Annotated in this window: 27 protein-coding genes; 21 read left to right on the top strand and 6 right to left on the bottom strand. The window is 45.4% G+C overall.

Annotation, left to right across the window (positions count from 1 at the left end; translation table 11 throughout):
* The first annotated feature begins 6 nt into the window (after positions 1–6).
* The 6 genes from mobA to CU633_RS02140 all read left to right on the top strand — a co-directional run bounded on the left by mobA (position 7) and on the right by CU633_RS02140 (position 5,603).
* Entirely contained in the window at positions 7–630 is a 624-nt protein-coding gene (gene mobA, locus CU633_RS02165) for a molybdenum cofactor guanylyltransferase (RefSeq protein WP_101658090.1), read from the top strand.
* On the top strand, positions 627–1,856 hold the full coding sequence (locus CU633_RS02160) for a molybdopterin molybdotransferase MoeA (protein WP_101658089.1): 1,230 nt from the start codon (positions 627–629) through the stop codon (positions 1,854–1,856). The genes mobA and CU633_RS02160 overlap by 4 nt, the downstream gene beginning before the upstream one ends.
* Positions 1,857–1,868: 12 nt before the next feature.
* Complete coding sequence (locus CU633_RS02155) at positions 1,869–3,788, top strand: molybdopterin biosynthesis protein (protein WP_101658088.1); 1,920 nt, start codon at positions 1,869–1,871, stop codon at positions 3,786–3,788.
* 31 nt (positions 3,789–3,819) lie between these two features.
* On the top strand, positions 3,820–4,284 hold the full coding sequence (locus CU633_RS02150) for a molybdenum cofactor biosynthesis protein MoaE (RefSeq protein WP_101658087.1): 465 nt from the start codon (positions 3,820–3,822) through the stop codon (positions 4,282–4,284).
* Positions 4,277–4,510, top strand: a complete 234-nt coding sequence (gene moaD / locus CU633_RS02145; RefSeq protein ID WP_101658086.1) for a molybdopterin converting factor subunit 1 — start codon at positions 4,277–4,279, stop codon at positions 4,508–4,510. The genes CU633_RS02150 and moaD overlap by 8 nt, the downstream gene beginning before the upstream one ends.
* A gap of 73 nt (positions 4,511–4,583) precedes the next feature.
* Entirely contained in the window at positions 4,584–5,603 is a 1,020-nt protein-coding gene (locus CU633_RS02140; protein ID WP_101658085.1) for a thiazole biosynthesis adenylyltransferase ThiF, read from the top strand.
* Positions 5,604–5,809: 206 nt separating this feature from the next.
* Here the strand turns inward: CU633_RS02140 and CU633_RS02135 are convergent, their stop codons facing one another.
* On the bottom strand, positions 5,810–6,142 hold the full coding sequence (locus CU633_RS02135; RefSeq protein ID WP_101658084.1) for a general stress protein: 333 nt from the start codon (positions 6,140–6,142) through the stop codon (positions 5,810–5,812).
* A 202-nt stretch (positions 6,143–6,344) separates the two neighbouring features.
* Between CU633_RS02135 and CU633_RS02130 the strand changes: the two genes are divergently transcribed.
* The 3 genes from CU633_RS02130 (at position 6,345) to CU633_RS02115 (ending at position 8,014) form a co-directional block, all read left to right on the top strand.
* Entirely contained in the window at positions 6,345–7,022 is a 678-nt protein-coding gene (locus CU633_RS02130; protein ID WP_101658083.1) for a uracil-DNA glycosylase, read from the top strand.
* 318 nt (positions 7,023–7,340) lie between these two features.
* Positions 7,341–7,616: a YwdI family protein gene (locus tag CU633_RS02120; protein WP_101658081.1), complete on the top strand. Its 276-nt coding sequence runs from the start codon at positions 7,341–7,343 to the stop codon at positions 7,614–7,616.
* Between the two features lie 26 nt (positions 7,617–7,642).
* A complete protein-coding gene (locus CU633_RS02115; protein WP_101658080.1) occupies positions 7,643–8,014 on the top strand; it encodes a DUF423 domain-containing protein in 372 nt (123 codons plus the stop codon).
* A 60-nt stretch (positions 8,015–8,074) separates the two neighbouring features.
* Here CU633_RS02115 and gerQ read toward each other — a convergent pair whose 3' ends face one another.
* Both gerQ and hemQ read right to left on the bottom strand, forming a co-directional pair.
* Entirely contained in the window at positions 8,075–8,569 is a 495-nt protein-coding gene (gene gerQ / locus CU633_RS02110) for a spore coat protein GerQ (RefSeq protein WP_257958410.1), read from the bottom strand.
* Positions 8,570–8,770: 201 nt separating this feature from the next.
* Positions 8,771–9,517, bottom strand: coding sequence for a hydrogen peroxide-dependent heme synthase (hemQ, locus tag CU633_RS02105; RefSeq protein ID WP_101658079.1), 747 nt, complete (start codon positions 9,515–9,517; stop codon positions 8,771–8,773).
* A 290-nt stretch (positions 9,518–9,807) separates the two neighbouring features.
* On the opposite strand from hemQ, the gene pta reads away from it, so the two are divergent.
* Positions 9,808–10,782, top strand: coding sequence for a phosphate acetyltransferase (gene pta, locus CU633_RS02100; RefSeq protein ID WP_101658078.1), 975 nt, complete (start codon positions 9,808–9,810; stop codon positions 10,780–10,782).
* A gap of 144 nt (positions 10,783–10,926) precedes the next feature.
* Positions 10,927–11,772 carry a lipoate--protein ligase family protein gene (locus CU633_RS02095; protein ID WP_101658077.1) on the top strand — a complete coding sequence of 282 codons (846 nt, stop codon included), beginning with the start codon at positions 10,927–10,929 and terminating at the stop codon, positions 11,770–11,772.
* 140 nt (positions 11,773–11,912) lie between these two features.
* Here the strand turns inward: CU633_RS02095 and CU633_RS02090 are convergent, their stop codons facing one another.
* Positions 11,913–12,650 (bottom strand): RsfA family transcriptional regulator, encoded by a 738-nt coding sequence (locus tag CU633_RS02090; RefSeq protein ID WP_101658076.1) that lies wholly within the window; start codon positions 12,648–12,650, stop codon positions 11,913–11,915.
* A 274-nt stretch (positions 12,651–12,924) separates the two neighbouring features.
* On the opposite strand from CU633_RS02090, the gene CU633_RS02085 reads away from it, so the two are divergent.
* The 3 genes from CU633_RS02085 (at position 12,925) to CU633_RS02075 (ending at position 15,287) form a co-directional block, all read left to right on the top strand.
* Positions 12,925–13,149, top strand: a complete 225-nt coding sequence (locus CU633_RS02085) for a DUF1450 domain-containing protein (RefSeq protein ID WP_101658075.1) — start codon at positions 12,925–12,927, stop codon at positions 13,147–13,149.
* A gap of 234 nt (positions 13,150–13,383) precedes the next feature.
* The gene (locus tag CU633_RS02080; protein ID WP_101658074.1) at positions 13,384–14,682 is read left to right on the top strand and encodes an HD domain-containing protein; all 1,299 of its coding nucleotides are present in this window, start codon (positions 13,384–13,386) and stop codon (positions 14,680–14,682) included.
* Positions 14,683–14,777: 95 nt separating this feature from the next.
* The gene (locus CU633_RS02075; protein ID WP_101658073.1) at positions 14,778–15,287 is read left to right on the top strand and encodes a YwgA family protein; all 510 of its coding nucleotides are present in this window, start codon (positions 14,778–14,780) and stop codon (positions 15,285–15,287) included.
* A 27-nt stretch (positions 15,288–15,314) separates the two neighbouring features.
* Here the strand turns inward: CU633_RS02075 and CU633_RS02070 are convergent, their stop codons facing one another.
* Entirely contained in the window at positions 15,315–15,500 is a 186-nt protein-coding gene (locus tag CU633_RS02070; protein ID WP_101658072.1) for a 2-hydroxymuconate tautomerase, read from the bottom strand.
* Positions 15,501–15,776: 276 nt separating this feature from the next.
* Here CU633_RS02070 and CU633_RS02065 point away from each other — a divergent pair, with 276 nt between their 5' ends.
* Both CU633_RS02065 and CU633_RS02060 read left to right on the top strand, forming a co-directional pair.
* Positions 15,777–16,433 (top strand): site-2 protease family protein, encoded by a 657-nt coding sequence (locus CU633_RS02065; RefSeq protein WP_101658071.1) that lies wholly within the window; start codon positions 15,777–15,779, stop codon positions 16,431–16,433.
* Positions 16,434–16,463: 30 nt separating this feature from the next.
* Entirely contained in the window at positions 16,464–16,979 is a 516-nt protein-coding gene (locus tag CU633_RS02060; protein ID WP_101658070.1) for a YwhD family protein, read from the top strand.
* A gap of 166 nt (positions 16,980–17,145) precedes the next feature.
* Here CU633_RS02060 and CU633_RS02055 read toward each other — a convergent pair whose 3' ends face one another.
* Positions 17,146–19,215 carry a transglycosylase domain-containing protein gene (locus CU633_RS02055; protein ID WP_101658165.1) on the bottom strand — a complete coding sequence of 690 codons (2,070 nt, stop codon included), beginning with the start codon at positions 19,213–19,215 and terminating at the stop codon, positions 17,146–17,148.
* Between the two features lie 241 nt (positions 19,216–19,456).
* On the opposite strand from CU633_RS02055, the gene speE reads away from it, so the two are divergent.
* The 5 genes from speE (at position 19,457) to CU633_RS02030 (ending at position 23,800) form a co-directional block, all read left to right on the top strand.
* The gene (gene speE, locus CU633_RS02050) at positions 19,457–20,284 is read left to right on the top strand and encodes a spermidine synthase (RefSeq protein ID WP_101658069.1); all 828 of its coding nucleotides are present in this window, start codon (positions 19,457–19,459) and stop codon (positions 20,282–20,284) included.
* Between the two features lie 71 nt (positions 20,285–20,355).
* On the top strand, positions 20,356–21,228 hold the full coding sequence (speB, locus tag CU633_RS02045; protein ID WP_101658068.1) for an agmatinase: 873 nt from the start codon (positions 20,356–20,358) through the stop codon (positions 21,226–21,228).
* Between the two features lie 128 nt (positions 21,229–21,356).
* Positions 21,357–21,800 (top strand): DUF1934 domain-containing protein, encoded by a 444-nt coding sequence (locus CU633_RS02040; RefSeq protein ID WP_101658164.1) that lies wholly within the window; start codon positions 21,357–21,359, stop codon positions 21,798–21,800.
* A complete protein-coding gene (argS, locus tag CU633_RS02035; protein WP_101658067.1) occupies positions 21,797–23,467 on the top strand; it encodes an arginine--tRNA ligase in 1,671 nt (556 codons plus the stop codon). Before CU633_RS02040 ends, argS begins: the two co-directional genes overlap by 4 nt.
* Positions 23,468–23,620: 153 nt before the next feature.
* A complete protein-coding gene (locus tag CU633_RS02030; RefSeq protein ID WP_101658066.1) occupies positions 23,621–23,800 on the top strand; it encodes a XapX domain-containing protein in 180 nt (59 codons plus the stop codon).
* Positions 23,801–23,908: the final 108 nt, after the last annotated feature.

The following is a 23,908-nucleotide window of genomic DNA, read 5'->3' as shown; positions in this document are numbered from 1 at the left end:
ATCGATTTGCAAGCGACCGGAATTATTCTTGCAGGCGGGAAATCAAGCAGAATGGGAACGAACAAGGCATTTTTGAAGATCGGTGACCGGGCTGTTATCGAACGGATTAGTGCTGAGCTGTCGAAAATAGCCAGTGACCTTGTTGTCGTGACCAACAACTTTACAGAATATCAATCTTTAGGTCTCCCGATGATTGAGGACAACTGGAAAGGAAAAGGGCCGCTTGCCGGGATAGAAGCAGGCCTTTTGGCATCAAAGCATGATAAAAATCTGGTCGTTGCTTGCGACATGCCTTTCATATCTGTTAAACTCGGTGAATTTTTACTTGCACAGCTTGATCAATACGACGCAGCTGTGCCGGAAATAAACAGCCGTCTCCATCCCCTTTTTGCAGCTTACCGAAAAGAGGCTGTGCCGGCCATCCAGGAATCATTGGCAGAGGAACAGCTCAAAATTAGAAGCTTTCTCCACAAGATCAACACGAAAATATGCAAAGAAGAAGAACTTTCCGGTCTCGGACTTGATGAGGCCTCGTTGTATAATATGAATAATCCCGATGAGTACACACAAGCTTTGCGATTAGTAAATCAATTCAAGCAAGACGGACAAAAAGGCAGCGATGAGCGATGAAATTTTTCCAGGTTAAATCAGTTGAGGAAACGTTCCAGTTGATTCACGAAAATATTCAGCCAATTGCAGATAAAAAGACTAAGCCGTTATTGGAAGCACTTCACTGCGTCTTAGCTGAAGATATATATGTAAAAGAAAATGTCCCGGAGTTTCGCCGTTCCTCCGTTGACGGTTTTGCCTGCTGTGCCAGGGATACTTTCGGTTCATCTGAAAGCATGCCGGGGTTTTTAAAATTAACAGCTGAGGTACAGATGGGTGAGGTCCCGCCTTTTCCCCTAAAGCCCGGAGAAGCCATCTATGTTCCAACAGGAGGAATGCTTCCGGAAGGCAGTGATGCGGTGATCATGATTGAACACTGTGAAAATCTGGATGGCCTGATCAATCTGTACCGCCAGGTTGCTCCCGGGGAGAACGTGATTTCAGTGGGAGAAGACTTAAGAAAAGGTGAGCTTTTGCTTGCTGAAGGAACGAAGCTTCGTTCCCAGGAGCTTGGCGCACTCGCCTCACAAGGAATTACCGATGTTACGGTTTACCGGAAGCCGACGGTTGCCTATTTGTCTTCGGGAGACGAAATTGTTCCGGTTGAAACTGAAGCGGCTGGTTATGGCAAAGTAAGGGACATGAACGGAGTGACGCTTGGTGCCAAGGTGGCTGAATGGGGATTGGACTTCCGCTATGGAGGCATTGTCAAGGACGACTATCAGGAGCTTGAAAAAAGGTCGAGAGAGCTGCTTGAACAGGCTGATTGTTTAGTTATCTCCGGCGGCAGTTCAGTCGGAACGAAGGACTACTCAGCCGGTGTTATTCAATCCCTTGGCGCTCCGGGCGTATTTGTTCACGGTATTTCAATCAAACCCGGGAAGCCGACGATTCTTGCCAATGCGAATGGCAAGCCGGTTATCGGCTTACCGGGGCATCCTGCTTCGGCGCTGATCATTTTTGAGCTGTTTGGAAAAGCAGTACTATCCCATCTGGAAGGGGATGGCTCTTCTGAAAAACAGCTTACTTATGCAAAAGCCACAAAAAATATCGCATCTACACCTGGCCGTACGGATTATATCCGCGCTTCCCTTTTTCTAAAGGATGGAGAATGGCAGGCAGAGCCTGTTCTTGGTAAATCAGGCCTTATCTCGACACTTTTAAAAAGTGAAGGACTGATTGAAATTTCTTCGCCGAGTGAAGGGGTTCAAAAAGGAGAGACCGTCCCGGTCAGATTATTTAAATAAGGTGTGAGAAGAATGGCCAAACATAACTATAATCGAAAAATATATCTCCAGAACACGCCACGCGAACAAGCGAAAAAGGAACTGCTCGACAGATATGAGCCAGCCAGGTTAATAGAATATCTGAAAAGCGCAGATTCGCTGGGCCGGGTTACCGCAGAGCCGATTTTTGCCCATTTTTCGATGCCTCACTTCCATGCAGCCGCGATGGATGGGATTGCAGTAAAGGCAGAAACCACTTTTTCCGCCCATGAATCAAACCCGGTTCAGCTAAAACGAAGTGAAGACTTTGTCTTTGTTGATACAGGCAATCCGGTTCCTTCGCCTTATAACGCGGTCATCATGATCGAAAATGTCGAAGAAATTGATGAAGAGACTGTTGAAATTATCGAGCCTGCTGCACCATGGCAACATATCCGCCCGATCGGGGAGGATATTGTCCAGGAGGAAATGCTCTTTCCGCAAGGGCATAAAGTCAGGCCGGCGGATATCGGTGCCCTGCTTGCTTCAGGTGCGCTTGAAATCCCGGTTATAAAAAAACCGCTGGTAACGATTATTCCGACCGGAAATGAGCTTGTCCCGGCAGAGCTTGCTCCCGTCCCGGAAAAACTCATTGAATTTAACGGGACCGTTTTTGCCAATTTTATTCGCGAATGGGGCGGGGAGCCTGTGATCGAAGAGATCGTCAAAGATGAGCCGGCCCTGCTTCGTGCAGCGTTATTAAAAGCTGTCGAAAGTTCTGATATCGTGGTCATTAATGCCGGATCTTCAGCAGGTTCACGCGATTACACCGTCCATATTATCGGGGAGCTGGGCACAGTATACACTCACGGAGTGGCAACGCGCCCGGGAAAACCAGTGATTCTCGGCAAAATTAACGGGACAACCGTTGTCGGTGTTCCGGGTTATCCTGTTTCAGCGTATTTGGCGCTCGAATGGTTTGTCAGGCCGCTCATCTGCAAGCATTTGTACATACATGAACCAGAGCGCCAGAAACTGCCGGTAACGCTCGGAAGGCGGATTGTTTCAACGATGGGTGCCGAGGATTTTATCCGGATGAGCATTGGCTATGTAAACGGGAAGTATATCGCCAACCCGCTGACGAGGGCAGCGGGAGTGACAATGTCGTTTGTCCGTGCCGATGGCATCCTGGTCGTACCGCCAAACCAGCTCGGCTACGAGCAGGGCGAGACCGTTGAAGTGGAGCTATTTAAGCCGGTAAGCGAAATAGCGGGAGCGATTGTGTTTAATGGCAGCCACGATTTAACGATCGACCTGTTGTCAGCAGCAGTTAAAAAGCATAATCCCCACACGAAAATTATCTCTTCCCATGTCGGAAGTATGGCCGGTTTAATCGCGATTAAAAAAGGGGAGGCACATATAGCCGGGACCCATCTTCTTGACCCGGAAACAAAACAATACAACCTTCCCTATATTAAAAGGTTCCTGCCCGGCCATGAGCTTGTTCTCTACCCTTTTTTGAAACGGAAACAAGGGTGGCTTCTCCCGCCGGGCAATCCACTTTCTATTCAAACGATAAAAGATATAATAGAAAAAAAGGCAGATTATGTGAACAGGCAAAATGGTGCCGGTACGAGAGTCCTGTTCGATCTTCTTTTGAAGGACGCGGGCTATACTCCTGAACAGGTAAACGGTTATGATCGGGAAATGTTCTCCCATTTGAGCGTAGCAGCAGAAGTGAAAAATAATACGAATGCTGTCGGATTGGGTATTTACCCCGCTGCAAAAGCAATGGGTCTCGATTTTGTTCCAGTTTCAGATGAAAGCTATGATTTGCTGATGACAAGAGAGTTTTTTGAAAGTGAACAGGGCAGTTGGTTAATTTCGATAATAAGGTCAGGGGAATTCCAGCAACAAGTTAATGGAATTGGCGGCTATTCACTGCAAGTGGATGCAAAACCGATTATAATATAATTATCAATCGGCAAATGAAGAGGTGACAATGATGAGATTTGAGATGACAAAGGAACCGATTAATATCCAATCGGTTATCGATAAGGTTGTCCAGCGCGAAGCCGGCGCAATCACGACTTTTATTGGCACGGTCCGCGAATTAACGCACGGAAAAAAAACTCTTTACCTCGTTTATGAATCATATGAGGCGATGGCAGTAAAGAAGCTTGAGCAAATAGGCAAAGAGATTGAAGAGCGCTGGCCGAAAGCGCAAACAGCGATTACCCACCGCACCGGCCGCCTCGACATTACCGATGTTGCCGTTGTGATAGCAGTGTCGACCCCGCACCGGGCAGACGCTTATGAGGCGAACCGCTATGCGATTGAGCGCATCAAGGAAATTGTCCCAATCTGGAAAAAAGAGCATTGGGAAGACGGCGAAGAATGGGTCGGCAATCAGCTCGAAACCGTTCAATATCCGGCAGGCAGGCCGCAGGAAGGTGATTTGGATGAATAAAATCCTTTTTTTTGCCCATCTCCGCGATATAGCCGGGGAAGAATCAATTATGTTAAATGTAGCCGGAAAAACCGTTTCCGAGTTAAAAGAGATAATCTCTGAGAAATACTCTGTCGACAAGCTCGATACAGTTATGACGGCTATTAATGAAGAATTCGCGAGCAGTGAAGAAATCATCTACGATGGCGATGTGATTGCCTTCATCCCTCCGGTCAGCGGCGGCTAAAACAGCCGGGCAATGGCCTTGGCAAAAATAATAAAACAAGGAACGTCTCGTAAACATATTGGGAGTTGTTATCATGTCAGAACGATATTCGCGGCAAGTATTATTTCCTTCGATTGGAGAAGCTGGCCAGCAAAAAATCAGCCAAAAACATGTATTGATTATTGGAGCCGGTGCATTGGGATCAGGAAATGCTGAAACACTGGTAAGAGCAGGAATAGGCAGGCTGACAATTGTAGACAGGGATTATGTAGAAGCCAGCAACCTTCAGCGCCAGCAGCTTTATACAGAAACAGATGCCGCTGAAAAGCTTCCGAAAGCGGTTGCGGCAGAAAAGCGCCTGAGAGCGATTAACTCTGAGGTATCAATTCGTGCGATCATTGGTGATGCCACACCGGAAATGCTCGAGGAACTTATCGCGGGAGTCAACTTAATTCTTGATTCCACCGATAATTTTGAAACGAGGATGGCTATTAATGATATATCGCAAAAATACAATATCCCGTGGATTTATGGTGCATGCGTCAGCAGCTTCGGCATGAGCTTTTCGGTATTGCCTGGACGCACTCCATGCTTGAACTGTTTGCTTAAAACCGTCCCGTTTCAAGGACTTACTTGCGATACGGCCGGAATCATTGCTCCAGCGGTCCAGATGGTCATTGCCCATCAAACAGCCGAAGCCCTGAAAATATTAGTGGAGGATTGGGGAGCCGTCCGAACCTCTTTTGTCAGCTTTGATTTATGGCGTAATCAATATACAAGAATGAAAATGGGAAAGGCGAAAGACAAAGGCTGCCTATCATGCGGCGACATAAAAACCTTCCCGTATTTGAAAAGTGAAAACCACACCAAAACAACGGTACTTTGCGGGAGGGATACGGTTCAAATTCGGCCGCCGCACAAGGAACAACTCAATTTAAACGATTTGGCAGGCCAGCTTCAACGCCTCGGATACCGTGTCAATGGCAACCCATATTTGATTTCGGCTGAAGTGGACGAAAAGCGGATCGTCATTTTTCGCGATGGAAGGGCCCTTATCCACGGCACAAAAGATTTATCCCAAGCCAAGGCTATTTATCAGAGGCTGCTCGGTTAAACAAGATTGGTACAATAAAAAAGCGCGGATTACATAATGTTCTTTGTAATCCGCGCTTTTCGATATCCAGCTCCGACGTACAGGACGTACTAGTGCCGACGTTGCCACAGGACGTGGCGCTCTTAGTCGGCCAGCGCCTGTCGGGGCTGAACGATAGGAACAAACGGCTTTTGGTTTGTTTCCGCAAGGCGCTTCCGCTTTTCGTTTTAATGGACGGCTTCATCTGAAGCGACAATCACGAGCTTACCTTTATCCAATTCCACTTCATATTGATCAACTTCCGATTCACTTAAGCCGAGTGAACGGAACTTTGAACGAAGTTCATCACCGCGTGATTTAAACATATTGCCAACAGAATCAAGCAACCCTTGTTCTTGTAAACCGACGTCTCCTGTGTCAGTTGCATCGGTTAAGTGCCCTGAACGGTCCTTGTCGTGGGCAAAAATATAAATGTTGTCTTTCGAATAGCCTTCTGACTGCAGGGCCCCGATCATATCAGTTGCCTGAACACCGTTTTCAACCAATTGTACTTTGTACATGAAAAATTCCTCCTTCTCATTAATAGTGGGAAACTTGATCAACTGTTTCCTCGTATAGTATGTTTATAACCGCTATACAGAAAAATAAACTTCTTGTTTTCAGATGAGGATTTTGCTGATAAGAATAGGGTAGTTTGGTAGTATGTATAAGAGAATGATCTTGTAACATATAAAGATGGACAAGGAGGAGGAATTCCAACCTATGGGAATCATACTGAATAATGACTGGGCGGAGCTGCTTGAGCCGGAATTTAAGAGCCCCTATTATTTGAAGCTGAGGGAGTTTTTGAAGAAAGAATATCAACAACACACCGTATACCCGGATAAATACGATATTTTTAACGCGCTTCGCTATACACCCTATCAAAATGTGAAAGTGGTTCTGCTTGGACAGGACCCTTATCATGGCCCGAACCAGGCGCACGGTTTGAGTTTCTCGGTCAAACCCGGAGTCGCAATTCCCCCCTCGTTGAAAAATATTTATAAAGAGCTGCAAGATGATCTCGGCTGTCCGATTCCGAACAACGGGTACTTGCGAAAATGGGCCGACCAGGGTGTGTTGCTGCTAAATGCCGTGTTAACCGTCCGCGAAGGTGAAGCAAACTCTCATCGCGGAATGGGCTGGGAGTTGTTTACTGACCGGATTATTACGTTGTTAAGCGAGCGGGAGAAACCGGTGATCTTTTTATTGTGGGGGCGCCCGGCTCAAGAGAAGCGAAAGCTTATCGATACAAACAGGCATTACATTATCCAGTCACCCCATCCAAGTCCATTGTCGGCAAACAGGGGCTTCTTTGGAAGCCGTCCCTTTTCGAAAGTAAACCGGATATTAAAACAAATGGGTGAAAAAGAAATAGACTGGCAAATTGAGAATATTTGACGGGAAACGACATGTTTCACGTGAAACTGCTATCAGTATGTCACCGATGTTAAGATAATCGATTATACGTTACAATAAAAGAAAAAGGTTGGAGAATAAGGATGGTTATTTTTGGATAAACAACGGATAAACTGTATAAAGTGCCGTTATTATTATGTGACATGGGATTCGAAATTTCCAAAGGGTTGTAAAGCATACGAATTTAAATCCAGGAACCTGCCATCCCTCGAAGTGTTCCGGGCTTCCGGGCAGCCATGTCTTCGCCATGAAACGAAATAGCAACAGAAGCTCGATCTTGTTTAAATATAGAGGTGCAGAATGAACGATATATCGATTCAGAAGTTAATCGGGAAAATAGAGGAAGAATTGGTGCTGGCAAAACGGGAGAGTGCCGAAGCTCGCGTGCGTGAACGAATTTATGCTATAAAAGCCTTATGTGAAATCATTCTTGATGATCACGCCCCGAAGCGGCATCAGCCCCACGAATCTGCAGCTGCACGGCATGAATTCCAGCCTGCGCCGCTGGCGGTGCAGCAGCCAAAAAAACTTGAGATGGAAGACGGGGCCAACGGTGATTCATTGTTTGATTTCTAAAAAGTCGGGATGTGAGGAGATAGTATATGAAACTTTTTATAATCATTGGCGCCATTAATGCGTTTTTATCTGTCGCTTTGGGAGCGTTTGGCGCGCATGGGCTTGAAGGCAGGATTGAACCGAAGTATTTGGAAACTTGGCAAACAGGGGTAACCTATCAAATGTTTCATGCTACAGGCTTGTTGATCGTCGCCATCCTATTAGGAAAGGTACCTGCCAGCTCTTTATTAACCTGGTCGGGCTGGCTGATGCTGATCGGTATCATATTATTCTCGGGCAGCCTATACGTCCTCAGTGTCACCCGCATTGGCATGCTCGGCGCCATTACCCCGTTCGGCGGACTATCATTTTTAGCCGCATGGCTCCTGTTGATGATATTCGCCATCAAATCTTTGTGACATGAAAAAAGCTTTGCCGAAAACAGGCAAAGCTTTTTTGATAGATAAGTATTTCCTCTCCTACCGCGGAGAATAGGAGGCCAATCCCGGCGTAGCGCCAAATGGATATTCATATTCAATTTCTTCCTCAAAAGTAACATAATCGAGATTTACCATAAGCAGCAAATAGCGCATGCCTGTCTGGGGATCACTCAGGATCAGATGATCGCGTCCAGCCGCTTCAATGATCCCTTTGAAAACTTTCGCATTCCACTCAGGATTGTTTTCAAAGGTCATATAAACCGTTGCCAGCTTTCCTCTGTTCAACCGTAAGATATTTTCAACGTATGATTCCTCCAGAGGCAGCATCCCAGGAATTTGAGGTCCCCCGGTGGGTACTGTTCCTGGTTGAGCCGGTCCGCCTGGTGTCATTTGCGGATAGACCCCCGGTGACACTAAACCTTGGGCGCCGTAAGGCTGTGTGGGCCCGACGCCGGCGTTTCCGTAATAAGGCTGTTGAATTTGCCGATAGCCGCCATAGTTTTCGTATGGGTTAGAGTTCATAGGCTTCATCATTTTCCCTCCTGACATTCATTTGAAATTGATTCATAACTCCTGTTATGGGAAATAACTGCCATCCTTGCATCTCTCTCTGCAACCCGTCCTGTAGTGGTGAGATGAGTTCGGCATTAAAACCCTCACTATTTCATTCATATGAGAGGCTTTAAAGATTAATGCAAAAAAAAGCCCCCGGCATGGCCGGGAGCTCAGGAAAAATTAGTTTACATGAAGAAACTTTTCAATCTTTTCTTCTTCCAAAAGGTTACCGACGAAGAAAGCGCCAAATTCACCGTAGCGCGCGCTTACTTCATCAAAACGCATTTCGTAAACAAGCTTCTTAAACTGCAGGACTTCATCTGAAAACAGTGTAACGCCCCACTCATAATCGTCAAAGCCGACTGAGCCTGTGATCACTTGTTTTACGACGCCGGCATATTTGCGGCCGATCATGCCATGGCTGCGCATCAGGCTGCGGCGTTCTTCCATTGGCAGCATATACCAGTTATCATTGCCTTGGCGGCGCTTGTCCATTGGATAAAAGCAAACATGTTTTGTTTTTGGCAGAATCGGATACAAACGGGCCTGGACTTGCGGGTTTTGATACGGATCTTCATCGGCAGGCAAATAGTTGCTCAATTCGACTACAGATACGTAAGAATGGGCCGGAGTTGTGAATTCAGCCAGCTTTGTTTTATTGAATTCTGTTTCAATTTCGTTTAATTCTTCCATCGTCGGCCTTAAAATCATCATCATAAAATCTGCTTTTTGGCCAACAATTGTGTATAACGCATGGCTGCCCTCTTTGCGGTCTTGAACGGCATTCCATTTTTCAACAAGGCTTAAATATTCATGAATGGCTGCCTGACGCTCATCGCTTGAAAGCATTTTCCAGGTAGTCCAATCGATAGCACGGAAATCATGCAAGCAATACCAGCCGTCGAGAGTTTGTGCTGCTTCACTCATTCATATCACTCCTAATATCTAAATTCAAACAATACTATACCATAGTTTCGCCACCAAGCGTGTAAACAAAACCTGAACGCTAGATACAATCCCGTTTAGAAACGCCGTGAAAAGGATATTTTCTAAGAGAGTGCAAATATTAAAGGTGATCCAGATGAAGATAAGTGATTATTAAAAACTTTTAGAATACAAAAACATTTGCTGTGGAAACGTTGTCAGTGACTTAACTTCTTGAAATTTGAGCGGGTTAAAGTATCCTAAAAGGATAGAGAAATGAAGGAGGAGTACATATGAGCGATTTATTTACAGGCCTAAAGGAAAAAGTTAGCGGCCAAAATAAAAAAATTGTTTTTCCTGAAGGTTTGGATGAGCGGATTCTGGCAGCAGCAGGAAGATTAGCTGCCGAAAAAGTATTAAGCCCTATTTTGATCGGAAATATCGAGGAAATCCAGGCAAAGGCAAAAGATCTTGGCGTATCTCTTGATGCTGTAGAAATTTATGATCCGAACAACTTTACGATGATGGATGAACTCGTTGCTTCTTTCGTGGAAAGGCGAAAAGGAAAAGCAACGGAAGAAGAGGCACGGCAAATTCTTCTTGATGAAAATTACTTTGGCACGATGCTCGTCTACACCAATCGGGCAGACGGGCTTGTCAGCGGAGCGGCCCATTCAACGGCAGATACGGTAAGGCCAGCCCTGCAGATTATTAAAACAAAAGAAGGCGTGCGCAAAACATCGGGTGTCTTCATCATGGTACGCGACGATGAAAAGTACATTTTTGCCGATTGTGCGATTAATATTGCTCCTGACAGCCAGGATTTAGCTGAAATTGCTATCGAAAGTGCAAAAACTGCAAAAATGTTTGATATTGAACCTCGTGTCGCGATGCTAAGCTTTTCTACAAAAGGTTCGGCCAAATCGCCTGAAACGGAAAAGGTGGCAGCAGCGGTTCAAGAGGCGAAGCAGCGTGACCCACATCTTGTTCTTGATGGAGAATTTCAATTTGATGCAGCATTCGTTCCTTCTGTGGCCAAGAAGAAGGCACCTGATTCTCCTCTGCAAGGAGATGCGAACGTGTTTATCTTCCCAAGCCTTGAAGCTGGAAATATCGGCTATAAAATTGCACAGCGCTTAGGAAATTTTGAAGCGGTCGGCCCGATCCTGCAGGGACTGAACCGCCCGGTAAACGACTTGTCGCGCGGCTGTAATGAGGAAGATGTATACAAGCTTGCCTTGATTACGGCTGCCCAGACACTTCAATAATTAACAAATGAAAACCAAAACTGAGTCAGCCCCCGAAAAGGCTGGCTCTTTTATATAAATGGAAGAGGTCCTGTGTACAGGGTTTTGCAGGGGTCTATGATATAATAAACGGGATAGTATGTATTTTTAAAAGGAGTAACAGAAATGGAAGAGGCGCTTGGATTATTGCGTCAAAAACAATGGAGATTAATTGACCAATCGAGTGTCGGGGTCCATTTTAACGCCCTTCAATCGTTTGGCATGGATGATACATTATGTGCTTCTGTTGGATCAGGTTCATCGCCGGCAACCGCGAGAGCGTGGGTCCATCATAATACGGTCGTTTTGGGGATACAGGATAGCAGGCTTCCTTTTCTGCAGGCTGGCATCGATTTTCTGGAATCGGCAGGTTATCAATCTATTGTCCGGAATTCGGGAGGTTTGGCGGTTGTTCTTGACGAAGGGGTCCTAAACCTGTCGCTTATTGTCCCGGATACGGAAAAAGGGATTGATATCAATCGCGGATATGAGGCGGTCTGGCTCCTCATCAAAGAGATGTTTGCCGGTTTTAACAAAAATATCGAGGCGGGAGAAATTGCCGGTTCTTATTGTCCCGGCAGCTATGATTTAAGCATTGGCGGCAAGAAGTTCGCGGGAATTTCCCAGCGCCGCATTCGAAACGGGGTTGCAGTTCAAATCTATTTATGTATTTCGGGCAGCGGTGCAGCAAGGGCGGTGCTGCTTAAAGAATTTTATTCAAAGGCTAAAAAGGGCGTGCCAACAAAGTTTCAATATCCGGAAATTGACCCTCTTGTCATGGCCTCCCTTTCGGAGCTGCTCGGTGTAAGCCTGACGGTGCCGGAAGTGATGCTGCGCTTTATGAAAGTATTGAAACAACAGAGCGAACAGCTCACCAGCGGCCAGCTTACCCCGGAAGAAATTCCACTTTTTGAGAGTTACTACATGAGAGTGGCTGAACGCAATCATAAAATTCTTGCGCACCCGGTGTAACGGAGTATCCAAATCTAAGATCAGAAAAGCCGTGAACAGTAAAAGTTCACGGCTTTTCTTGGAATCGGCATGTGCTGCCTCTCTCCATCTCCACGTTTCTATTAAGTTTAAAAATAAAATAACGTGATCCTATTTCGGCGTTATTCTGCAACCTTTTCAAGGTTGCCGTTTCTATCCATCTTAAATTTTGTGGCTGGACGTTCTTCTTCTTCAAATAACGCGAGTTTTCTGGCTCGATTCATAATTTTCATTAACATCTCGTAATCTTCCTGAATCGTAACCGTATCCTGTTCAAGATGTTCGATTTTTCCGGTCAACTCTTCATTGGCCTTTTTCAATTCGGCAATTTCCCGTTTTAATCTTTCATTCTCGCTCTTTAAAATGTCAACGTGCAAATTCGAACTATTTAAGTTTTGCAAGTAGGCAATGACCATATCCAGATTAAGTGCTGTGGTTGTGCCGGCTGAAACAGCAGGCGCGTAATCAAATTCAGGGACATATGCTTCGTGGGTTTCGACCGTTTCCACAATTTCGGCAGAATCAGCTGTTTCAACCGGCTCTCCCGTTTCAACAGGTGTAAACACATCTATCGTCGGGACTGGAGGATTGTAAAGCAGCTTTTTCTTGCCGCTCTGGTCTTTTCCGAGAATTCTTTGCCTTTGTTTACGTTGCTTTTTTGCGAGCTGAAGCGCTTTTTCATAACGGAGGCGGACGACTGCATTCCATCTAAAACCGCACGCTGCGGATGTTCTATTAAGTTTGTCCCCGACCTCTTCAAAAGCGTTTAATTGGGTACTGCCTTCCCTGACGTGGCGCAAAACGGTTTCCGCCAGCAATAAATCATTTTCTTCTGTCCATGCATCTTGACGAATTTTCATTTCTACACTCCCTTTTACATCTTTGCATAATTCATGTTCTAATCTAATCTTTTCCGACTTTTTCCGTTTTTATACAAAGGAGTTGAAAGGATAGTAGATTTTTTAATAAAATATTTTTCTGTTTCGATAGAAATAGCTAATTATACTGGAAAAAATAGCAGTTCCACCCTGCTATATTCATGTTTTCGGCTTGCATTAAGCTGCGATAAAATGTAAAATACCCTTTAGTCAGTAACAAGGTTTTATGCTTACCGGGGAAAGGGTTGTAAAATAGATGGCAAACGAATTTCGTGTTTGCGACGATTGTCAGGCAGTAAACTTAAAGACGCTGATCCCTCATTTAAAAGAAGTGGATCCAGAAGCGAAAATCGAGATTGGTTGCCAATCCTATTGTGGGCCAGGCCGAAAAAAAACATTCGCTTTTGTAAATAACCGCCCTTTGGCTGCCTTAACAGAACCTGAATTAATCGAAAAAATACAAAAGAAGCTAAATAAATAAATAAATAAATAAATCACCTTTGGAGATTGGTCCTCAGGTGATTTTTTATTTTAACGAATTTATAAATAAGGGCTTATTTTCGCAGTGCTTGTTTAATTTTCCAGAAATATGTCGGATTTTGCAGAAATACAAGGTGATTTGCCGGAAAAAACCGGATATAATATCAATATATAAGCTTCCATGAGCATGGGGATTTTCGCCCCATAGAACGGATACATAGAGAGAGGCGAAAGAATGGCTTATTCGGCTGAGAAATTAAGTGAAGAAAAGGTGTTCAAAGACCCGGTTCACCGCTATATTCATGTTCGCGACCGGGTGATCTGGGATTTGATTGGCACGAAGGAGTTTCAGCGCCTCCGCAGGATTAAACAGCTGGGAACGACGTATTTAACGTTCCATGGTGCTGAGCACAGCCGTTTTAATCATTCTCTCGGAGTTTATGAGATTATCCGCCGCATCGTTGACGGTGTATTTACTGGAAGGCCGGAGTGGGACAGTGGCGAGCGCTTGCTTTCATTGTGTGCCGGACTCCTGCACGATTTGGGACATGGCCCGTTTTCCCATTCTTTCGAAAAGGTATTTGGCCTTGATCATGAACAATTTACCCGGCAGATTCTCTTGGGGGATACAGAAGTCAATCACGTGTTAGCGAAAGTAGCCGGCGATTTTCCGAAAAAAGTCGCTGAAGTGATTGCGAAAACATATCAAAACAAACTGGTTGTCAGTTTGATTTCAAGCCAGATTGATGCTGACCGGATGGATTACCTCCAGCGTGATGCCTATTATACGGGAGTTAGCTACGGCCATTTTGATATGGAACGGATCCTCCGGGTCATGCGGCCGCGCGAGGACCAGGTCGTTTTTAAACAGAGCGGAATGCACGCGGTGGAAGACTATATTATGAGCCGCTACCAAATGTACTGGCAGGTTTATTTTCATCCAGTAACGCGAAGCGCCGAAGTGGTCCTCACCAAAATCCTTCACCGGGCCAAGGATCTGCATGAACAATCCTACTCTTTTAAGTTCGATCCCGTCCATTTCTATTCCCTTTTTGAAGGGAAAGTGACTCTCGAAGATTACTTGAAGTTGGATGAAGCTGTATTTTTTTACTATTTTCAAATATGGCAGGATGAAGAGGATGAAATTTTAAGCGATCTTTGCAGGCGCTTTATGAACCGGAACCTCTTTAAATATATAGAATTCGATCCTGCAAAAGAATACAAAAAGCTTAATGAGTTGTCTTCTTTGTTCATGGAGGCAGGAATTGATCCGGAATATTATTTGGTGGTCGACTCTTCTTCAGATCTTCCATATGATTTCTATCGCCCGGGCGAAGAGGAGGAAAGGCTGCCGATTCATCTGCAATTGAAAAACGGTGAAATTCGCGAACTGTCAAGGCTCTCGGAAATTGTTGAATCCGTATCTGGAAAAAGAAGAACCGACCATAAGCTCTATTTTCCGGAAGATTTGCTAATGGATGAGACTGCGAACCAGAATGTTAAACAACACATTCGCGAGCTTCTCGAACTATAGGAAAAATTCCAGGAGTTGCAGTGATTGCAGGCTCATTACATAACGCTCTACATATAAAAGGACATCTGCATGAATTGAAGTAGGAGATGACGGATTTGCTAAAAGACCATGCTAAATTAATGTATGCAGTTTCAGTTGCTGAAGAAATAACCGGCAGAAAAAAACTGCAGAAAATCATTTATATTGCCAAGAAAGTATCGTTTCCTTTTCAGGAAAGATTCCAGTTTCATTTTTACGGACCATATTCGGAGGAGCTTACTCTAAGAGTGGAGGAACTGTGCAATATGGGGTTTCTGAATGAGCAGAAAGAGAAAACGGGCGGCTATTATCAATACCGCTATTCTTTAACAGAGTCAGGGAAAGAATTTTTGAGTTCCAATGAAGTGGTCATACCCTGCCTTGAAGATTGCCTAATTGATATGAACAGCCAGAATGCTAGATTTCTTGAGCTTGTTTCGACTGTATTGTATTTTGATAATCTTTCACGGGCTGAGGTCAGCGAAAAAGTAATTACGCTTAAAAGCACGCAGCACTATACAGAAGAAGAAATTGAAAGTGCCTATCAGTATATTGAAAATCTAAAGAAAAAAGCTAAACTCCAATAAGGGAGCTTAGCTTTTTTATTACCCAGCCTATTCGTCGCTTAACCTTTTTCCGGCGACACCATAATGGTTTTTCGACATTTCTTCGATAAAAACAACAATTTTCTCGGGTGCAGCACCGGTTGTTTCACTAACAGCTTCGGTAACTTTTTCGACTAACGCCTTTTTTTGCTCTTCACTTCTTCCTTCCAGCATTTTAACGGTGACATATGGCATGGTTGGTTTCCTCCAAATGATTTTATTCACGGCCGATTTTGTCCGTTTTTACGATTTTACCATATCGAACGGGATTATTTCCCCTCCTAACCTTCATCAAAGTTTGCCAAGGGTTTTTCGTTATCTCCCTTTTTCACTTTAAGCCAGGTTTCATGTATACTTTACTTATAATTGTGATTTCCTATCTTGTACCACTTAAAGCAAGATTAGAGCGGGCGAAATGATTGAATTACGAACGCACAAAAGAACGAAACGTGCATAAAGGAGACGGGATCATTGGAACAATTTCTTGCCTTTCCACTCGAGAAAATTCCCTATGTGGCGGCAGCGCTTATCATTGCTTTTTCGGTACATGAATTTGCCCACGCATATACAGCCTATAAATTTGGTGATGAGACCGCAAAAAAACAGGGCAGGCTGACTTTAAATCCGGTTCAGCACCTCGATCCCATCGGAACGATTTTGATTTTTATTGCGGGGTTCGGTTGGGCCCGGCCTGTTCCGGTCAACCGGTTTTTCTTTAAAAACCCAAGGCTTGCCGGCATCACTGTTTCATTTGCCGGTCCGCTCAGCAATCTCGTGCTCACAGTGATTGGCTTTGCCCTATTGTATGGTTTGGCCGGAGCCGGCCTGGCCAACAGTGTGCCGGCGTTCATCCCCGAGTTTTTCGAAATGTTTATCCGGCTAAACTTAATGCTGTTTATATTCAATTTACTGCCGCTTCCGCCATTGGACGGCTACCGGATTATTGAAGACCTGGCACCCCGGAATCTTCGTGCCAAAATGACGCAGTTCGAAGCATACGGTTCGCTAATTTTTATTATCCTGGTCATTACACCGCTCGGTGATTATACGATTCAACCCGTTTTTAATATCTTTTTTCCAGCGATTTTTAACGGGCTTGACCAGTTTTTTTATCAGTTATTTCTATGATAAGGGACCTGTTACAAGGAGGATGCACATATGGAAGAGAAGAAAAAGAAATCGATCGGTTTTAATATTATTAAAAGTGACCCAACCGATGGACACGGCGGTTTTGGTACAGGATCTTTAAGCCTTGACAATGTTTCGCCGGTCATTATTGATGTAGAAGCAGGCGAAGCCGCCGTAGATGTTGGCGCGATGCATGCCAGAAGTGCTGTCGAAAAAGGAATCAAGTTCCTTGCAAACAAGGAAGAGGTTCCAAACGGCAAACCATATTGGCTCGTTTGGGTAACGATAGACAGGAAAGAAGCAGGACCGTACTATGCCGGGGTGACAGCCTGTGAAATGACAGTTGACCGGGCGATCAGACGGGGTTACAAATCGCTCCCGGAGCATGTCAACCGTTTGGATAAATCGATTAAGCGCCACATCATCGTTGAGCATATGGACGACAGGTCAAAAGAGGTTTTAGCAAACTTCCTGAAAAACCACGATGAAGGTATGTGGAACCGCTCGGAACCGGTGCTGCGGGCCGGTTTAAACAGCGCACAATAAATACCAGTTATTTGTCGAATCTGTGACAAATTGGTGAACTAATGGCCATAAGTACTTGCCCAATTTTCATAAAAAAAGTAAACTATTTATCAACGTGAACACGTTAGAACTAGGACAGGAAAACCCCCGGGGAACCATCTCCCGGGGGTTTTCCATGCGTAAAAAATTACGGTATCCATTCAAATATTCGCTTGTACCATGGGGCTTTTGCTTTCGGATGTTTCGGCTCCCCTGATCCATTGTTTCCATCTTCAATATGGTCTGTACAATAATCGACCGGTTCAGTACCAGCCACGAAATAGGTTAACCGCTTTACTGGACAGTCTTCCGTCGCCAGCTTTCCATTTGCGGGATTCACATGTACGCCGACAACCCCTTTTGGGGGTTTGAACGCTTTGATTGGCTCATCCTCCAGTGCCTGTTCCATAAAATGGACCCAGACGTTTTTCGCATACGATTTTTCGGCGGTGAGCTCAATCGGTTTCCCTTTATCATACCCTGTCCAGACCGCTGTAACGAGCTGCGGGGCAAAGCCGACCATCCAGCTATCCGTATCGGTGGAACCTGATTTTCCTGCATACAACCGGGTCATGTCCTTAATGATCGTATCCCCTGTTACGGTCGTATAGCCGTTAAGCTTCCTGTCAAACATACCGGTCATCATATGGGTCATCACAAAAGCAAGATCCGGGCGGAGAATCGTTTCCTTCGCTTTTTGATGCTCATAAATCAGTTCACCGCGGTGGTTTTCGACTCGTTTAATGAACACGGGAGATACCTTTTTTCCGCCGTTGGCAAGCAGGCTGTATGCATTGGCCATTTCAATGACGCGCACTCCGGAAGTCCCGAGAGCAAGGGATGGTACATCCGACATTTTAGTAGAGATGCCAAAATCCTTTATTGTCTCAACAAGCGATTTTTCTCCCAATAAGAGATGGGTTTTTACGGCAAATACGTTGTCTGAAAGCGCCAGTGCCTGGGCCATCGTAATATCGCTGTCTGCGTAAAGGTTGTTATAATTGTGCGGTGTGTAATCCGCCATCCCGTCTCCAAATTGAAAGGTTGTTTTTTCGCTTCTCATTGTACTTGAAGGTGTGAATCCCTCTTCAAGTGCCTGGTAATACAGCAACGGCTTGATCGTTGAGCCGGGCTGGCGCACTGCCTGCACGGCCCGGTTAAAAGGGCTTTGGCGGTAATCCCTGCCCCCGACCATGGCTTTAACATGGCCGTTGCCTGGATTCATCGCGACAAGACCAAGCTGAATCCCGGATTCCTTTGAAATCAGTTTTTCAACGGTCTTTTCCGCGATTTCCTGCTGTTCGAGATCAAGGGTTGTATACACTTTGAGACCGCCAAGGGCAATCGTGCGGTCATCAAGCTTCAACTCGGTTTTCAACGCGTTCCTGACTGCATCCTGGAAATATGCAGCGGTTTCGGTTTGTAAATGGAGATGTTGTCCCTTAAGTGTAAATGGCTCAGCTGCGGCTTGCTCAGCTGCTTCTTTCTCCAGATAGCCGTCCTCGGCCATTGAGTTTAATATCACTTTTTGCCGTTCCTTTGCTTTTTCCATTGATGCAAACGGGGAATAAACAGCGGGACCCTTCGGAATTCCTGCGAGCAAAGCCGCTTCGCCTACGGATAATTCACCGGCGCTTTTGCCAAAATAAAATTGGCTTGCGGCTTCGACTCCGTATGCACCGTTTCCATAATAAATCGTATTTAAATATCCTTCCAAAATATCTTTTTTTGAATAATTCATTTCTAAACGAATCGTATAAAAGGCCTCAAGAATTTTTCGTTTCCACGTCTTCTCGTGCTCAAGAAACAAGTTTCGCGCATATTGCTGGGTAATCGTGCTTGCGCCCTGCACTTTGGAAAGTGCTTTTAGATCAGCCAGGGCCGCACCGGCGATTCGTTTGTAATCAAAACCATGATGGTCACGGAAGCTTTTATCCTCAATCGAGACCGTTGCTTCAATCAACGCAGGGGCAATATCTTCAAGCGGAACCCAATAGCGTTTCTGGCCGCTGTTGCTTTCACCAATAACGGTTCCATCATCCGCGTAATACAATGTCGATTGCGGGACTGCGAGCGGCGGCGCTCCCAATATTTTTGCATATCCCAATATACCGGCAATAAGAACAAGCATGAAGGCAATTGCTATTAAACTGATGATCAAAAAAGCTCTTACGTACTTGATTGTTTTGCGCAGCCGCCGGTCGGTCATAATCTCGATGGGAATCACCCCCCTGTTTTTTCATAATAAAAATGCTCAGCCACGAAGCTATTATCAGTATGAAAAAAACAGCCGGGTTTTAAACATTGCCTATGAAAAAACAATATTTTTTCCTTGCAATTTTGCTAGATTCCTCTATACTTTTTCTCATGTTTGTAATTAACCGGTTGGGGAACATTATAAATAAAGTCCAGCCGGTGTTATACATAGATGAAAGCTTAATAAAGAAAGGATGATCAATATGGGACTTTGGTTTACAGAAAAACAAACAGACAATTTTGGAATTACGATGAAGGTAAAACGCACTTTACATACAGAACAAACCGACTTTCAAAAGCTTGACATGGTCGAAACAGAAGAATGGGGCAATATGCTTCTTCTTGACGATATGGTAATGACTTCTGTCAAGGATGAATTTGTTTACCATGAGATGGTGGCGCATGTGCCTTTATTTACGCACCCGAACCCTGAAAATGTCCTTGTCGTCGGCGGCGGTGACGGTGGTGTCGTTCGCGAAGTGTTGAAGCATCCAAGCGTTAAAAAAGTGACACTCGTTGATATTGACGGTAAAGTCATTGAATACTCGAAAAAATATTTGCCCGAAATCGCCGGCAAGCTTGATGATGAGCGCGTCGAAGTCAAGGTTGGCGACGGCTTTATGCATATCGCCGAAAGTGAGAATGAATATGATGTCATCATGGTTGATTCGACAGAGCCAGTCGGACCTGCTGTCAACTTGTTTACAAGAGGGTTTTATGCCGGAATTTCAAAAGCGTTGAAAGAAGATGGCATTTTTGTCGCGCAGTCAGATAATCCGTGGTTTAAGGCGGACCTGATCCGCAGTGTCCAAAAAGACGTCAAAGAAATATTCCCGATTACCCGGCTTTATACAGCGAATATCCCGACATATCCAAGCGGGTTATGGGCGTTTACGATCGGATCGAAAAAGTATGATCCACTCGAGGTAAGCGACGACCGCTTTCATGAAATCGATACGAAGTATTATACGAAAGAGCTTCATAAAGCAGCCTTCGTATTGCCAAAGTTCGTCAGCGACTTAACAAAGTAGGAAAATTTTCAGGCAGGACGGCGATACGATAGAGGGCCGTCCGGATTACATATGAAGTGGGGTTTTTTTGCATGCGTTTTGATGAAGCATATTCAGGCAATGTCTTTATTAAGAGCCATCCGGATTATGAAGAAAGCAAAGCCGTCATCTATGGAATGCCGATGGATTGGACAGTCAGCTTTCGCCCCGGCTCCCGGTTTGGCCCGTCCCGGATCAGGGAAGTGTCAATCGGTCTTGAAGAGTACAGCCCATATCTCGACAGGGAGCTTGACGATGTTAAATACTTTGATGCCGGAGATATTCCGCTGCCATTCGGAAATCCGCAAAAAAGCATTGAAGCGATCGAAGAGTTTGTCGGGAAGATTCTTGCCGACGGAAAGTTTCCGCTCGGAATGGGCGGCGAGCATTTAGTATCATGGCCGGTCATAAAAGCGATGTACAAAAAATATCCGGATCTTGCCATTATCCATATGGACGCCCATGCAGATTTGCGCGAGCATTACGAAGGCGAGCCTCTTTCCCACGCCACACCGATTCGGAAGGCAGCGGCATTAATCGGTCCCGGGAACATTTATTCCTTTGGAATTCGTTCCGGAATGAAAGAGGAGTTTGACTGGGCCAAAGAAGCCGGCCTTCATATTTCAAAATTTGAAGTTCATAAGCCGTTACAGGAAATCCTGCCGAAGCTTGCCGGCCGCCCTGTATACGTCACGATTGATATTGATGTATTGGACCCCGCCCATGCGCCGGGAACCGGAACAGTCGATGCTGGCGGAATAACATCAAGGGAACTGCTCGCGTCCATCCACGAAATTGCCGGATCAGATGTTCATGTTGTGGGTGCCGACCTCGTCGAAGTCGCCCCGATCTACGACCCGTCCGAGCAAACAGCCAACACGGCAAGCAAGCTTCTTCGCGAAATGATTCTCGGCTGGATTAAATAAGAAAAAGTAAAACGGAGACGAATCGTCTTCGTTTTTTTTTTGCGGAAAACGGAGGCTTCCTTGCACTTTTAGAGGAGAATAATTATACTTATAAAGTTATAATAAAGAGGAAAAAGGACGTGTTGCCGTTGCCGAACAACCCAGCGGAACAAATGCCTGTTAAAATAAACGTAAAAACAGTGATTCACCAGGACAACGATCAGGAGACTTATGAACTGACCACGTTTGGCAAACACTTTCACAAGGATAACGACACCTATCTTCAATATGAAGAGGCAATGGAAGAAGGCCAAATAAAAACGATTGTAAAAATAGCTGAAAGCGATGCGCTGATCTTAAGAAGCGGTGCCGTCAAAATGAGGCTCGCACTGAGCCGCGGCCAAAATCGAGCGGGCAGCTATGAAACCCCGTACGGAACTTTCCGAACCTCGGCCACTGTGAAACGACTGGACCATATCTTTCATGACCAGATTCGCTCCGGGTCGCTCGAACTGTTATACGATTTTTTCATGGAGGGTGCCAGGGCCGGGACCTACCAAATGACGATTACATACGAGGAGGAAGGGCAATGAACATAGTTGAGCAAGTCCAAAGCAAGCTAAAGCAAGAAATAAAAGCCGCGGTTGTAAAAGCCAATCTGGCAGCGGAACAGGATGTTCCCGACGTCGTTTTGGAAATTCCAAAAGAAAAAACGCATGGCGATTATTCGACGAATATGGCGATGCAGCTGGCGCGAATCGCTAAAAAAGCTCCGCGTGCCATTGCGGAAGAATTGATCAGCCATTTTGACCGTTCAAAAGCCTCGATTGAGAAAATAGACATTGCGGGACCCGGCTTTATTAATTTTCACATGAATAACAGCTACCTGACCGGCTTGATTCCAACCATTATTGATCAGGATCATAAATATGGCGAAACGAATACCGGAAACGGCCAGAAAATCCAGGTCGAGTTCGTTTCAGCCAATCCAACCGGTGATCTCCATCTTGGCCATGCAAGGGGTGCCGCTGTTGGTGACTCGCTGTGCAACATATTGGCAAAAGCGGGTTATGATGTATCCCGTGAATATTATATTAATGACGCCGGCAATCAAATCAACAATCTGGCCCTCTCGGTGGAAGCCCGTTACTTCCAGGCGCTTGGGCTGGACAAGCCGATGCCTGAGGATGGCTACCACGGAGAAGATATCATCAGGATCGGGAAAGCGCTGGCCGGGGAATTTGGCGATAAATATGTTACTGCAGACGAGCAGGAAAGATTCGATTTTTTCCGCGAATACGGATTGAAGTATGAGATGGAAAAGCTGAAGAATGATCTTGAAAACTTCCGGGTCTCATTCGATGTCTGGTATTCAGAGACGTCTTTGTACCATAATGGTAAAATTGAGGCCGCCCTGCAAACACTGAAGGATAACGGCTATATATATGAACAGGATGGCGCTGTCTGGTTCCGTTCCACCGAGCTTGGCGATGACAAAGACCGGGTGTTGATCAAGCAGGATGGGTCCTATACGTATTTAACACCGGATATTGCTTACCACAAAGATAAGCTTGAGAGAGGGTTTGAAAAGCTGATTAATATATGGGGAGCCGATCACCATGGCTATATCCCGCGCATGAAAGCGGCAATTCAAGCGCTCGGTTACGAGCGGGATGCCCTCGAGGTGGAGATTATCCAGCTCGTCCACCTTTATAAAAATGGCGAGAAGATGAAGATGAGCAAGCGGACAGGCAAAGCCGTCACGATGCGTGACCTTGTTGATGAGGTCGGCCTCGATGCGACCCGATACTTCTTCGCGATGCGAAGTCCCGATACCCATTTGGACTTTGATCTTGACCTGGCCGTATCCCAGTCGAATGAAAATCCTGTATACTATGCCCAATATGCGCATGCCCGCATCAGCAGCATTTTGCGCCAGGCTGTCGAAAATGGGCTGACGTATACAGATGAGGCGGATTTCTCGCTCATTCAAGCCGAAAAAGAAATCGATCTTTTGAAAAAGCTGGGTGAATTCCCGCAGGCTGTCGCAGAGGCTGCCGAAAAACGGATGCCGCATCGGATTACAAACTATATTTTCGAACTGGCTTCAGCGTTCCACAGCTTTTATAATGCCGAAAAGGTGCTTGATCCAGAACAGGAAGCCCTGACAAAAGCGCGATTGGCTTTAGTGAAATCGGTTCAAATCGCGTTAAGAAATGCCCTTGCCTTAATCGGCGTTTCAGCACCGGAAAAAATGTAGAATTAAATCGGGCTTCCGTTTGCCGCGGAAGCCTTTAGTATGCCGAAGCTTGGGTGCAGCTTAAGCTTTAATCGAATTTTGCAATAAAGGGAACGATAAGCTTAGCTTCAAATAGAATTGCCATATGAGCAGCGATGAGAGGAAGGAAAAAATATGAAAGTTGTTTTTTTGGCGTTGCTTACGGGGTTTATAGTCGGCTTTATTTTTGCGTTATTCAAGCTGCCGATCCCAGCACCGCCGGCACTGGCTGGCATAACAGGGATCGTCGGGATTTACTTGGGCTTTAAAGTATTTGAAATGATCACGCCGTGGATTCAAAACCTCACTAAATAATCACAAAAGAGACTGGCGCGAAAAGGCCAGTCTCTTTTTAGGTTGGCGCGTGCCCAGCAAGCCGTTAATTGCTAGTTGGTGAAAGTCCAACCCGAGTAAGTGTCAAGA

The organism is Bacillus sp. V3-13, assembly GCF_002860165.1.
GTDB lineage: Bacteria > Bacillota > Bacilli > Bacillales > Cytobacillaceae > Bacillus_BJ.
This window is presented reverse-complemented; position numbering and strand designations above follow the sequence as displayed.